The organism is Agrobacterium sp. a22-2, from assembly GCF_012276985.1.
Taxonomy (GTDB): Bacteria; Pseudomonadota; Alphaproteobacteria; order Rhizobiales; family Rhizobiaceae; genus Allorhizobium.
The window spans coordinates 151,511-164,114 of sequence record NZ_JAAXMM010000001.1 but is presented as its reverse complement, the minus strand read 5'-3'; the positions used below and the strand labels follow the sequence as shown (position 1 = coordinate 164,114).

10 protein-coding genes and 1 tRNA gene are annotated in these 12,604 nt (G+C 57.5%); 2 read left to right on the top strand and 9 right to left on the bottom strand.

Annotated features, from left to right (window positions below):
* Window positions 1–108: 108 nt before the first annotated feature.
* The 3 genes from HFC70_RS00795 to HFC70_RS00785 are packed head-to-tail and all read right to left on the bottom strand — an operon-like array spanning window position 109 to window position 5,045.
* On the bottom strand, window positions 109–1,221 hold the full coding sequence (locus HFC70_RS00795) for an ABC transporter permease (RefSeq protein ID WP_168471290.1): 1,113 nt from the start codon (window positions 1,219–1,221) through the stop codon (window positions 109–111).
* Between the two features lie 3 nt (window positions 1,222–1,224).
* Window positions 1,225–3,975, bottom strand: a complete 2,751-nt coding sequence (rbbA, locus tag HFC70_RS00790; RefSeq protein WP_168471289.1) for a ribosome-associated ATPase/putative transporter RbbA — start codon at window positions 3,973–3,975, stop codon at window positions 1,225–1,227.
* A complete protein-coding gene (locus HFC70_RS00785) occupies window positions 3,972–5,045 on the bottom strand; it encodes an HlyD family secretion protein (protein ID WP_168471288.1) in 1,074 nt (357 codons plus the stop codon). Before HFC70_RS00785 ends, rbbA begins: the two co-directional genes overlap by 4 nt.
* Before the next feature lie 411 nt (window positions 5,046–5,456).
* Between HFC70_RS00785 and HFC70_RS00780 the strand changes: the two genes are divergently transcribed.
* Complete coding sequence (locus HFC70_RS00780; protein ID WP_168471287.1) at window positions 5,457–5,672, top strand: hypothetical protein; 216 nt, start codon at window positions 5,457–5,459, stop codon at window positions 5,670–5,672.
* Between the two features lie 232 nt (window positions 5,673–5,904).
* On the top strand, window positions 5,905–9,969 hold the full coding sequence (locus HFC70_RS00775) for a hypothetical protein (protein ID WP_168471286.1): 4,065 nt from the start codon (window positions 5,905–5,907) through the stop codon (window positions 9,967–9,969).
* Between the two features lie 102 nt (window positions 9,970–10,071).
* Here HFC70_RS00775 and HFC70_RS00770 read toward each other — a convergent pair.
* From HFC70_RS00770 to HFC70_RS00745, 6 genes are all read right to left on the bottom strand, one after another.
* Window positions 10,072–10,147 (bottom strand) — tRNA-Phe (locus HFC70_RS00770).
* A gap of 262 nt (window positions 10,148–10,409) precedes the next feature.
* The gene (gene yacG, locus HFC70_RS00765; protein ID WP_168471285.1) at window positions 10,410–10,622 is read right to left on the bottom strand and encodes a DNA gyrase inhibitor YacG; all 213 of its coding nucleotides are present in this window, start codon (window positions 10,620–10,622) and stop codon (window positions 10,410–10,412) included.
* Window positions 10,623–10,625: 3 nt separating this feature from the next.
* Entirely contained in the window at window positions 10,626–11,246 is a 621-nt protein-coding gene (locus tag HFC70_RS00760) for a Maf-like protein (RefSeq protein WP_168471284.1), read from the bottom strand.
* Window positions 11,247–11,280: 34 nt separating this feature from the next.
* Complete coding sequence (infA, locus tag HFC70_RS00755; protein WP_004435948.1) at window positions 11,281–11,499, bottom strand: translation initiation factor IF-1; 219 nt, start codon at window positions 11,497–11,499, stop codon at window positions 11,281–11,283.
* Between the two features lie 119 nt (window positions 11,500–11,618).
* Complete coding sequence (locus HFC70_RS00750) at window positions 11,619–12,122, bottom strand: low molecular weight phosphatase family protein (protein WP_168471283.1); 504 nt, start codon at window positions 12,120–12,122, stop codon at window positions 11,619–11,621.
* Window positions 12,123–12,126: 4 nt separating this feature from the next.
* Window positions 12,127–12,600 carry a UPF0262 family protein gene (locus tag HFC70_RS00745; protein WP_168471282.1) on the bottom strand — a complete coding sequence of 158 codons (474 nt, stop codon included), beginning with the start codon at window positions 12,598–12,600 and terminating at the stop codon, window positions 12,127–12,129.
* Window positions 12,601–12,604: the final 4 nt, after the last annotated feature.

The following is a 12,604-nucleotide window of genomic DNA, read 5'->3' as shown; positions in this document are numbered from 1 at the left end:
TTGGCCGGCGTGGCCTGTGGATGCCGGTCAACGAGGCAAGACGATAGCTCGCGAGCGCGCGCAGATGGCGCTGCCGCGTCGGACCTGCGTGCTTTTGATGGGTGAACGCTACTGCAGCGTTTTGCGGAACCGGCCGAGCGAGAAGATGAACAACACGGATCCGATCACGGCCAGCGCCAGAAACTGCGGCCAGACCACGGAGAGGCCTGCGCCACGATAGAGGATCGACTGGGCGAGCATGACGAAATGCGTGTTCGGCGCGGCCAGCATGATGAACTGTATCGCTTCGGGCATGCTTTCGCGCGGCGTGGAAGCGCCCGATAGAACCTCAAGCGGCAGCAGGATCATCATCAGCAGCAGGCCGAACTGCGGCATGGAGGTCGCAACCGTCGCCAGGAAGATCCCGAGCGAGGTGGTTGCAAAGAGCTGCAGGGCAGCACCCGCCAGGAACAGGCTGACCGAACCCTCGATCGGAACGGCCAGCAAACCCTGGACGACGACGATCAGCGAAAAGGCGGATGCGACCAGCACGACCAGTCCCATCGACCAGATCTTGCTGATCATGATCTCGGTCGGTGTCACGGGCATGACCAGAAGATGTTCGATCGTGCCATGTTCGCGCTCGCGGATCAGGGCGGCACCCGTCAGGATGATCGACAGCATGGTGACGTTGTTGATGAGCTCCATGACTCCTCCGAACCAGACCTTGCTGAGTTCCGGATTGAAGCGGGCGCGCAGCACCAGGTCGACGGCCAGTGCTGTCTCGGAGCGATAGTGCTGCAGGAATTCCGTCACTTCGCTGGTGACGATGCTCTGCACATAGCCGCTGCCGCTGAAAGCCTGCGTCATGCGTGTCGCGTCGACGTTGAGCTGGATCGCCGGCACCCGGCCGGCCAGCACGTCGCGGTGGAAATCAGCCGGGATATCCAGCGCAAATGTATCGAGCCCGGCATCCATGCGCCGATCCATCTCGCCTGCCGTGATGATCTGCGGCGTTGTGAAGTATGGCGGATAGAAAGCCCCGATGATGCGTGACGACAAGGGCGACTGGTCTTCGTCGACAATGGCGATCGGCGCGTGATTGAGGGTTTCCGGCATGGCAGATCCGGCCGTGTAGACCGAAACGATGAACGAAAAGCCGATGAGCAGCAGAAGCATGGGGTCGCGCGCAAGACCGCGCAGTTCCTTGATGCCGAGTTGCAGAATGCTGGACAGCCGCATGGATCACCTTGCCTGCTTGCGGAGGAGGACGGTGCTCAGGGCCACCAGAACGGGTATGGTGATCAGGAGCGGCACAAATGCGCCGGAAAGATCGCCAAAGCTCAATGCCTTGGAGAAGGTGCCACGCGCAATGGTGATGAAATGGGTGGTCGGATAGATCCGGCCGATGACGGCGCCAGCGCCTTTGAGCGAGGAGACGGGATCGATCATGCCGGAATACTGCACTGCGGGCAGCAGCGTCAGGACGGCCGTTGCGAAGATTGCGGCGATCTGGCTGCTGGTGAAGGTCGACATCAGCAATCCCATGCCGGTCGAGATGGTAACGTAGAGCAGGGCGCCTGTCGCCAGCGCAAAGAAACTGCCGGTCAGCGGCACCTGGAACACGAAGACCGCGGCGGCGCAAAGCAGCAGGAAATTCACCATGCCAAGGGCGATATAGGGCAATTGCTTGCCGAGCAGGAATTCGAGCTTCGTGACCGGTGTGACATAGAGATTGACGATCGAGCCGAGCTCCTTTTCACGCACCACGCTTAAGGCTGCCAGCATGGCCGGAATGAGCAGCAGCAACAGCGGTATGACCGCCGGCACCATGGCGACCAGGCTGGCGATATCCGGATTGTAGCGATATCGGGTCTCCAGCGTGAAGGCGCTAGTCGTGGCATCGTCACCCAGCAATTCCCGGGTCTTGCGGGTTAGCCAGTGTGCATGCATTCCCTGCACGTAACCCTGGATGGTTTCGGCGCGCTGCGGCATGGCGCCGTCGATCCATGCGCCGATCTCGACATCCCGCCCGCGGGCGGCATTGGCGGCAAAGCCTGGCGGAATTTCGATGGCAAGGCTGATCTCTCCGGCCCGCATGCGCTGGTCGAGATCGGCATCGTCCCGGATGGGCGGTTTTTCGGAGAAATATCGCGACCCGGCGATATCGCTGACATAGTCCCGGCTGGTGGCGGTCTGGTCGTAGTCCAGCACGGCAAAGGACAGATCCTCTACATCCAGATTGATGCCGTAGCCGATCACGAACATCAACAGCATGCTGCCGAGCAGCGCCAGCGAGGCGCGGATGGGATCGCGCTGCAACTCCAGCGCCTCGCGGCGCGTGTAGCTGAACATGCGCCTGATATCGAACGCTTGATTGACTTTTGCGGCCGGTCGTTTCGGATCAGGCGCAGCGACGGCAGGCTTCGGCGCGTCGCCCTCCGCCTTCTCGGCATCGATGGCATCTTCGAGATAGGCGATGAAAGCGCTTTCGAGATCGGCGCTGCCACGGCTCTCGACAATGGCCGCCGGCCGGTCGCTGACCAGAACCTTGCCGGCATGCATCAGCGATATGCGGTCGCAGCGTTCCGCCTCGTTCATGAAATGGGTCGAGATGAAGATCGTCACATTGTCCTTGCGCGACAGATCCGACAGCAGCTGCCACAGCTTGTCGCGCGCAATCGGGTCGACGCCCGAGGTGGGTTCGTCGAGAATGAGCATTTCCGGCCCATGCACCATGGCCACGGCCAGGGACAGGCGTTGCCTTATGCCAAGCGGCAGGGCATCGGGCAGGGCGTCCGTCACCGCCTCCAGATCGAAGCGCTCGATCATCGTTTCGATACGGGCCGGGATGGCGTCAATCGGCATCTGGAACAGGCGGGCATGCAGGTCGAGGTTCTGGCGGACCGTCAGCTCGCTATAGAGCGAAAAGGATTGCGACATGTAGCCGACGCGGTGGCGCACGGCCATGTCGTGCGGGTCGATCGTCTGTCCGAACAGGGTTGCCCGGCCTTCGCTGGCCGCCAGCAGCCCGGTCAGCATTTTCATCGTGGTGGTCTTGCCGCAGCCGTTCGAGCCGAGAAACCCGAAAATCTCGCCGCGCGGAATGCGAAAGCTGACATTGTCGACCGCGACGAAATCGCCGAACCGCATCGTCAGCCCCTCGGCCTCGATGGCGATCTCGCTATTTGCCTGGCGCGGAGGGATGACCACAGCATGGTGATCCCTGCGCTTGTCCTCCGGCAGCATGGCGACGAAGGCGGCCTCCAGAGAGGCGGTGCCGGTCTGCGTCAGCAATTCGCCGGGCGTGCCGGTTGCCAACACCCGGCCGTCGTCCATGGCGACCAGCCAGTCGAAGCGGGCGGCCTCTTCCATATAGGCCGTGGCGACGATGACGCTCATGCCCGGCCGGCCGGCGCGAATGTTGTCGATCAGATCCCAGAACTGGCGGCGCGACAGCGGGTCGACGCCGGTTGTCGGCTCGTCGAGGATCAGAAGGTCGGGATCGTGGATCAGGGCACAGCACAGGCCGAGCTTCTGTTTCATGCCGCCGGACAGCTTGCCGGCCGGCCTGTCGGCGAAGGGGCCGAGGCCCGTACTGTCGAGCAGGGCGGCGATCCGCTGCTCGCGCTCCTGGCGTGCATGACCGAACAGCCGGCCGAAGAAGTCGACATTCTCGAACACCGACAGCGTGGGATAGAGGTTCTTGCCAAGGCCCTGCGGCATATAGGCGATGCGCGGGCAGGTGTCCCGGCGATGGGCCGCATCGGATATATCCCCGCCCAGCACGTCGATATGTCCGCTCTGCACAGCGCGTGCGCCCGAAATCAGCGACAGCAGGCTGGACTTGCCGACACCGTCCGGTCCGATCAGCCCGACCATGCAGCCGGACGGGATGGAGAGGCTCACGGCATCGAGCGCCCGGGTCTTGCCATAGGACAGGCTGACCCCGTCGATAGACACGACAGCCTTGCCGTCCGGGTTGGCGCCGTTCATTCGACCACGGCTCCGCTGATGTCGGCCGGCCAGGCAGCGGCCGGATCGAGACGCACATAAGCCACGCCCGGCAGGCCGGTCTTGACCATCTGTATGTGCTTGGCGAGCAGCGCCTGCGGAATGCGCGCCTTGATGCGGAACATCAGCTTTTCGCGCTCCACCTCGGTCTCCACCGATTTCGGCGTGAATTGTGCCACGTCGGCCACGAAGGACACCGAGGCCGGGATCAGATATTTCGGCGCCGCATCCAGCACGATGCGGACTTCGGAACCGAGCGCCACCCGCCCGGCTTGCTCAGTCGGCAGGAAGAATGTCATCGAGACATCGCTGAGATCGACCAGATTGAGAACCCGCCCGCCGGCGGAAAGCACCTCGCCGGGCTGCGCGACGCGATACTGCACACGCCCGTCGCGCGGCGAGATCAGCGTGCTGTCGTCGATCTCGGCGTCAATCCGCTCAAGGGTCGCCTTTGCCGCGTCCGTCGAGGCGCGAGCATCGACCACCTGTGCCTTGGCCGTGCTGATCGCCGCATCGGCGGCCGCCAGTTGCGCCTTTGCCGCGCTGACCGCCGCCCTGGCGCCTTCGAAGCTGGCTCGGTCGTCGTCCAGCACCTGCAGCGAGACCGTGCTGCTTTTCACCAGCTGTTCGGTCCGCTCAAGCCGCTTGAGGGCAGCGTTCAGTTCGGCCTCGCGCTGGGCAGCCACCGCCTCCGCCGCGGTCTTTTCCGCCTCCCTTTGCGTCACCACGCTGGCGTCAGCCTCGACGCCGATCACGGCGCGCTGCAATTGGGCATCCGCCTCGCGCCGCTCGGCCTGCAATTGCACCGTGTCCATATGGGCCAGCACCTGGCCGGCCTTGACCAGATCGCCCTCATTGGCGACGATGTCCCTGATACGGCCGGCCGTCTTGGTGGATATGTCGATTTCCACGGCCTCGATACGGCCGTTGCCGCTGGCAATGCCCTCGGGCAGTCCTTCCGCATTCATTGTCGACCAGCCGTAATAGCCGCCCGCGCCAAGCGCCACGACCACGACGGGGATCACCCAGGACTTCCATGGTTTTGCAAGCATAGGATGGCCTTCCTTGAACCTTCTGGAGAATGTCTCGCCGGAAAATACGGCCGGCTCGGCAAGCGTTTAAAAAATTCGACGGCTGCAACAATCGCACCGCCCCGGCGAAAACCGCCTGCTGCCGATGGTTCTAGCATCCCTGACGCGACGCCGATTTGACCAAAATCAATAGGGGATGATTAAGCGGATGATGTGGTCATAGAATTCCACGACGGTCTGTCTGGACTGCGTCGGGCTTTGAACGCGTCTATCGCCTGCACAACAGATGACGGTTTGCAGAGCGATGCAACGGCGCTGCTCGATAGGCTCCTGTCCTATATTGCATGATCCAGAAAGACTAGGGATTTTCCCTGACAGCCGCTCAGACCTTGTCTTAATGAAAAGATCGTCTTGAACCCGGAGGAGACGATCATGACCGACAAGGCCCCCGAAATCATCACCCTCAAGGCGCTGTGCGCCGAATTGAAGATCGACCCAAAAGAAGCACGCGAACAACTACGCGATGCCGCTCGCGATCAGAAGCAGTATCCCGAATTGGCGAAGTCCCATAAACCCCGCGCCCCTTGGCAATGGCTCAAGGGATCGGTGGGTGAGAAGGAAGCAAGGGGCTTGTTCGCAATGAAATGAGTCACAACCAGAAAGTGGCCTACGGTTAGCAAGGAGGGCGCACACAGCGCCCTTTTCTCAGAGTGGGCATTTAACTCCGAGCTAAATAGGCGCCAGCCTAAACTTGGTTTGGTAAAGGTCAGCGCATACTTTGTGGAAAGCGCTCCGCACCTGACCTCAAACGTGTCGTTTGGTTGTATTTTCGCAAACCGTATCCCACTATCGCCAAATTGATAAGCTGGCCGACTCACACATGAATAAACCCGTAGCCCCGAAAGGAAATGAAGGCCGCGAGGCAATCGCCTCCTTGGGGGGGTATGTTTATCAAATTTATCAGTCAGCACTTGCTTGGTTTGAACTTGGTGTAAATGAATTTTTATTCTTAGAGGTTGCCGAAGACTACGTTATTGCCGCAAAGCATGCTTTAAGTGCAGTTCAAGTCAAGCGCACCGAAGGCAATGTCACGATCAACTCCGACGACATTATCGCATCGATAAATAGCTTCGTCGAACTTCAGGTAAATCAGCCGCAACTTGAGGTCAGGCTTCGCCACCTGACAACATCCCATATAGGAAAAGAAAAATCTGAAAATGATCGGCTTGACGACACGCCAACTCTTGTCACTTGGCGTACTTTAGCTCGAACAGGCGATCTTTCTAGACTCAGAACCATTCTGGCCAATTCGAAATTGTCGGCACAGACAAAGAAATTTATCGAGGAGCTCGACGATGCTGACTTCAGAGAGAAATTCTTAAAGCGGATACACTTTGATTGCGGGGCTCTGGATTTCAAGTTCCTGAAACGACAACTCAAGGCGGTCACCACTAAAGCGCTACAAGAACGCGGCGGCATTGCCTCCCAAGCCGAGGAATGCCTCAACAATATTCTCTTACTTCTGCTGAACAAATCGACTCAAAAAGAAGATCGCTTTGTGGACCGCGCAGCTCTCGAAGAACTGTTGGAGCAAGCAGTTCGCATTTCTGTTAACCGAGCACAGTTCGACGCGCACAATGCACTTATCGCAAAAGCTTTAGCTTCCTCTGTGCCGAAGGCAACTGACCTTATTTCAAGTCGGCTAGCGCCGCCACGCCCTATTGATGAGGTACCGCTTCCCTCTGCTATTGCGCCGAGATCGGAGCAAATCGCGAAAATTGTTTCATCGCTTGAGAGAGACGGAATTAGCTGGGTACTAGGCGCTGCAGGTGTCGGTAAAACTGTTGCAGCAAAATTAGCGGCTGGAAAGGTCGCCGGAAACTGGGCAAGCCTTAACCTACGCAACTTGTCATCCGAGCAAGTAAGTTTGATTCTCACTGAGATTCAAACAGCTATAGCAGAAGTGAGGGACGTTCATGGCCTTCTGATAGACGACTTCGAATGCACGCCAGAGCCATACGTTATAGAGAGTTTCCTGAATTTACTATCAGCTTGTAGGCGCCGGGATTTACTTATTATCGTTACAGCACCAAGAACAACTCCTAGCGATTTGCTATTTTCGGCAAACTTGACGGCTAATATCGAAGAAAAGCTAGAGGAATTCAGAGAGGCAGACATTGAGCATATTCTGAGCTCGTTGGGAGTCCCAGATAAAAACTGGGCTAAGTATATATACTTGATCTCAGGTAGCGGACATCCACAGCTCGCCGTGGCGGCAATCAAAAGTATGCAGCAATCAGGGTGGGATAAAAACGAGTTACGGACACTTGGCTCTCTGGTGGACGGTAATTCTGAAATTGAACAAGTGCGCGCTGACACTCGCAGACGGTTGCTTAAGGATTTACCTGAAGGCGGCAGGCGCCTGCTGGAGCGCCTTTCCCTGACGACTGGTGGATTCACGCGGAGTCTCGTTCTCGACGTGGCTCAAGTTGCGCCCGTGGTTTCAGATGGCGGGATATTATTTGATAGCTTAATTGGATCGTGGATCGATCAACAGGAAAAGGATAGATTTTCCTTATCACCGCTGCTTTCCAATTTCGCCACAAACACTCTCAGGGATTCGGAAAAGAAGCAGATCAATTTCGAGATAGCGAACTCACTGGTCAAGCCACGGACCCTCGACCCCATCACAGCGAACTCAGCTTTGCTCGCTGCGTGGAGCGGCAAAAATGAGGGAGTGCTGTTCAAGCTTTGTTTTTCGGTGATCGGTTCGGACAATTCCGAATTAAAGATGATCGCGCCGCATCTTATGATGTTTACGCATATGAGAACCGATCAGCCTGCCTATGATGATAGCCCGGTTATTAGTCAGATTTTTCGAGGCGCTCAAATTCTTCTTCTTTGCCATGAAGAACGAGGCTCAAAAACATTCGCTTCGGCGCTTAGATCGTTCCAGAAGGAAGGTGCACTTATCCAGCCTGCGAAAATACGAGCTGGAATGGAGCTAATCATATATTCAAAGCTACTGCTTTCAGAGCCGATTTTTGGGCCACTGCCGGGCTTTATCGAAATTTTGCAGGAACTTAACAGCCTGTTCGAAAATCAGGATCGAAATCTTCCCACCGAGTTTCTAGAGGGGATAGCCGAGTTTAGCGATATTACCACGACGATCGGCTTCATGTTTTTGAACCAAATTCGTCAAACAAAACAAATCAGTGATCTCCTTTCGACGTTTAAAGCTCTTGACGCATGCAGTGAAGATTTCCGGGTGAAAATCTTCCAAATTTATGGCGTATCCGAACTTCCAGTCGATATCGACATGCTCATATCCGGCGCATGGTTAAGAGAGCATGATACAGAGACGATTGATTCTATCGCTCATACATCCGCCTATTCGCAAATGGAAAATCTAGCGAACAGGTGGAATCGTAAAGACCTAGCCGTTGCTTGCCGAAAATATCAGGCCATCATTCTTGATGAATATGGCAACGATAAAGAAGCTGCTCTTGACGTGCTTGAGGGCGGCCTAAAGCAGTATGGCCCAACGAACTCGGAGCTAATACGGGCGAAAGCAAAGGTTCTTTACCGAGCAAATGATCATCAAGCGAGCTTGGAACTATCCAGCAAGCTTATTGATGAAGGTGCCCCCCTAAGTGAAACGGAAAAAGCCTTTCTCGGAAGAGAAGCTGCGATAAGCGCGGAGAAGCAGGGCAACTTCGAAACGGCAAGGCGATACTACTTGTTCGGAGCCGAAGCCGCGAAAGATTCCGGTGTACCGGATATGATCCCAATGCATATCGGCCTGCTAGCCGATGCCGCAATAGCAAGCTGGCACGCTGATGACCGTGCTACGTGTCTGCGAGAATTCATTGGGGTGTTGGAAAAGCTCACCCTGTTAGATTCTAAAACATCCGTTAGAGCAGCTCATTGCCATGCTGTTTCCCGGCATGTGCTTCTGTGGCTTGACCAAGAGGCAACCGGTGAAAAGCGCTACATGGCAGATGGCGAAGCTCCGCGTATTTATCCGGGTCTAGTAAGCAATCCCGAGCCACACCCAGAGATAGGAAAACGGTTTCTGCCAGTCCTGGAGTTGTCCTGGTATATGCTGGCGCAGATTGAATGTCACTGTCTGCTGGACTTGGGCATAGCGCGAAATATCGATACTCGTCTCCCAAAGGGGCCTGTGCGAGAGGGGCAGTTCCTATTGACCCGCGCGAAACTGAATAAAGCGTTACGTCAACTAGACATCAGATCATTCAACCTAGCACTAACGGAAACGGTTGCGGAATTTGCGTTTGCGGTCCAGCAAGGAAGCAAGGAAAACAGCTTTAATATCCAAAATGTCACATATGGTAATTTCCCACCTCCGACAGCGGAAGCAATAAAAGGTCTCCGCGAGCTAGCGGGACAACAAATTCTGTCATTCGTCGCGGCTTGTATTCTTAGCGAAGACGCAGTTGCCTATGACGCATTTGTCGCTGGCCTCATGAGTCAAAGCGGCTTTACCTGTGATGAGAGGTTAGCGGCGTGCTTGGCAGGCAAGGTAGCTGCGACTGACTACTACACAAGTTATGCCAGCCTGCTTTTCGCCAACCGAAAGACGATTGACGACGGCTCATTACTCTCGCCGATCCAGGTTTTAGAGTTTACTTACAAAGTGCTGCAAACTGCGAAACAGGCGGGCTATCTTCAGCCTCTGTCTGAACAAATGCTGAAATGGTTGAGCGAACGATGGGCCTTCATATGGGAAAGACAAAGGTTCCTCCTGCAGCAGCCTTTGCTACATGAAAAAGAAATAGCTGCGGCGTGGGAACGGAATGAGCCGAATGACTCGGTAAAAGTGCTCACCGTTTTGATGGCTATCTTGCCCACGCTCGGCATATCAAATCAAAACGAAATTAGAAGATCGCTCGAAGGAATGTTGCAAACAGTGCGGGTAGCATAGGAACTATCTCACCTTCTACCCAGAATGACACCCAAGCGCATCAAGCGTTGCGACAACCATGCCGCTACGGCACCATAAAACATTGATGTTGCTGAAGAAAAATGGTGCCCGGAGGCGGATTTGAACCACCGACACGCGGATTTTCAATCCGCTGCTCTACCAACTGAGCTATCCGGGCATCAGGGCCGTTTCGGGCCGTTCGGTTGCTTGGTCCAACCGGCGGGGGATCGTTTCCCCCGGAAGCGAGCGGGTTATAACATCTTGTTCGGCCATGTCCAGCGCCAAATGGCACTTTTTTGACAGTCTGTGAAAAAACGGAAAAAATTGAACGAATAGAACGGTTTCAGTCTATGCGGGATGGTGCCGTGCCGGGCCTGGGCGGCCGGTCAGCGCCCATTCCTGGCGCCGCTGACGGGTCTCAACTGCCGCCGGCAAAAGTCTCAATCGTCGTCCTGATAGTCCGCCTTGCTTTCGTCGTCGGCAACCGGAATGGCATAGGAGCCCGTCAGCCAGCGCGACAGATCCAGCTCACGGCAGCGATTGGAGCAGAAGGGGTAGTGCTCGCGATGCGACGGCCGCTTGCATTCGGGGCAGGGGCGGGCCTTGCGCAAGGGCTCGATCTTTGCGCTGCGGGGGCTATTGTCGTCACTCATGGTTCAGCCTTCCATCCAGCCGGCATGCACGTTAAATCCCTCGCCGGACAACAGTTGCAGGGTTTCAAACAGCGGCAGGCCGACGACGTTGGTATAGGAGCCGACCAGCTTCTGCACGAAGCAGCCGGCCAGGCCCTGGATGCCATAGGCACCGGCCTTGCCCCGCCATTGGCCGGACGCCAGATAGGATTCGATATCGAGGCCCGACAGGCGCTTGAACCGCACCTTGGTCTCGATCACCTTCTGGCGGGTCTTGCCGTCAGGGGTGATCAGGCACACGCCGGTAAACACCCAATGGCCGCGACCGGACAGGAGATGCAGGCAGGACGAGGCCTCGTCGAGATATTCGGCCTTTGGCAGGATGCGCCGCCCGACAGCCACCACCGTGTCGGCCGCCAGGATATAGCTGTGCTTCCACAGCGGCTCGTCCTTCACGGCGGCAAGGGCTGCGCGGGCCTTCTCGGTGGAGAGCCGGCGGGCCAACGAGCGCGGATGCTCAGACTTGGCCGGCGTCTCGTCGAGATCCATCGGCATCAGCCGGTCGGGTTCGATGCCGGCCTGCTTCAAGAGGTCGAGCCGGCGCGGCGAACCGGAGGCGAGGATCAGCGTCTGTTTCAGCTCCATGGATCGTCAAGCCCTTTCGGGTGTCTGCCTTCGTTCACTTGAAGCGATAGGTGATGCGGCCCTTGGTCAGGTCGTAAGGGGTCATTTCGACCAGCACCTTGTCGCCGGCCAGAACGCGGATACGGTTCTTGCGCATGCGTCCGGCGGTATGGGCGATGATCTCGTGTTCGTTTTCAAGCTTGACCCGGAAGGTCGCATTGGGGAGCAATTCGGTCACGACGCCGGGGAATTCGAGGACTTCTTCTTTAGCCATGGAGGGGTTGTCTTCCTGTGAGTTGCATCGGACCCAGCGGGGCCCGGTAAAATGTGCGCGGAAACTACACAATCACCGCGCTTTTGTGAACCTTGTAGATTGGGCTTTTGAATTTTGTTTCAATCGGGCTTTTCGGCCGGTTTTTCGACCTGCGTCTGGGCCGCCTTTTCCGCCGGAGCCAGGCGTTCGGCGATCAGTCGTTTCAGCCGGTCGCGCACCTCGCGATAGGCTTCGAGGATCTGTTCGCGGGTGCCGGTGGCAACGGTCGGGTCTGGCATCGGCCAGTAGACCACGTCGACCGCCGACGTGCGCGTCAGTTCCAGCGCCGCGTGATGGGCCTCCGGCGCCAGCGTCACCACCAGGTCGAAGAAGTTGTCGGCCAGCTCTTCCAGCGTTTGCGGCTGGCGCTTGCCGAGCGACAACCCGATTTCCTCCAGCACGGCATCGACGAACGGATCGCGCTCGCCGGGCCGGACCCCCGCCGATGCGACATAGGTGCCGGCCGGCAGCATGTGCCGGGCGATCACTTCCGCCATCGGCGAGCGGATGGCGTTCATGCCGCAGACGAAGAGAATGGCGCCGGGCATCCTGTCCTGTGGTCGGGAAGCCGCGTGATCGTCCATCGGCCTATCCACGCCAGTAGAGAACGCAGACCAGTGTGAACAGCCGCCGTGCCGTGTCGAAATCCAGCTTGATCTTGCCCTGCAGCCGGTCCATCAGCGTCTGCGAGCCTTCGTTGTGAATGCCGCGCCGACCCATGTCGATCGCTTCGATCTGGCTGGGCGTCGAGGACCGGATCGCTTCATAATAGCTTTCGCAGATCATGAAATAATCCTTGATGATCCGCCGGAACGGCGTCAGCGACAGGATATGGGTGGCGACGTCTTCGCCGGCCTCCGTCTTGATGCCGAACACCAGCTTGGAATCGACCAGCGACAGGTTGAGCTTATAGGGTCCGCCCGCATGGCCGGCCGGCTCGAACGTGTTTTCCTCGATCAGGTCGAAAATGGCGACCGCCCGCTCGTGCTCGACATCGGGCGTCGACCGCCCGATCGTTTCGTCGAGGATCACGTCGCAGAGCTTGAAGTCGCCCTTTGCCATCAGG

Bases quoted from the DNA above. Each gene is read 5' to 3' on its own strand.
- yacG (WP_168471285.1), bottom strand. From the start codon at position 10,622: ATGAGTGACGACAATAGCCCCCGCAGCGCAAAGATCGAGCCCTTGCGC.
- HFC70_RS00760 (WP_168471284.1), bottom strand. From the start codon at position 11,246: ATGGAGCTGAAACAGACGCTGATCCTCGCCTCCGGTTCGCCGCGCCGG.
- HFC70_RS00795 (WP_168471290.1), bottom strand. From the start codon at position 1,221: ATGCGGCTGTCCAGCATTCTGCAACTCGGCATCAAGGAACTGCGCGGT.
- HFC70_RS00750 (WP_168471283.1), bottom strand. From the start codon at position 12,122: ATGGACGATCACGCGGCTTCCCGACCACAGGACAGGATGCCCGGCGCC.
- rbbA (WP_168471289.1), bottom strand. From the start codon at position 3,975: ATGAACGGCGCCAACCCGGACGGCAAGGCTGTCGTGTCTATCGACGGG.
- HFC70_RS00780 (WP_168471287.1), top strand. From the start codon at position 5,457: ATGACCGACAAGGCCCCCGAAATCATCACCCTCAAGGCGCTGTGCGCC.
- infA (WP_004435948.1), bottom strand. From the start codon at position 11,499: ATGGCTAAAGAAGAAGTCCTCGAATTCCCCGGCGTCGTGACCGAATTG.
- HFC70_RS00775 (WP_168471286.1), top strand. From the start codon at position 5,905: ATGAATAAACCCGTAGCCCCGAAAGGAAATGAAGGCCGCGAGGCAATC.
- HFC70_RS00785 (WP_168471288.1), bottom strand. From the start codon at position 5,045: ATGCTTGCAAAACCATGGAAGTCCTGGGTGATCCCCGTCGTGGTCGTG.
- HFC70_RS00745 (WP_168471282.1), bottom strand. From the start codon at position 12,600: ATGGCAAAGGGCGACTTCAAGCTCTGCGACGTGATCCTCGACGAAACG.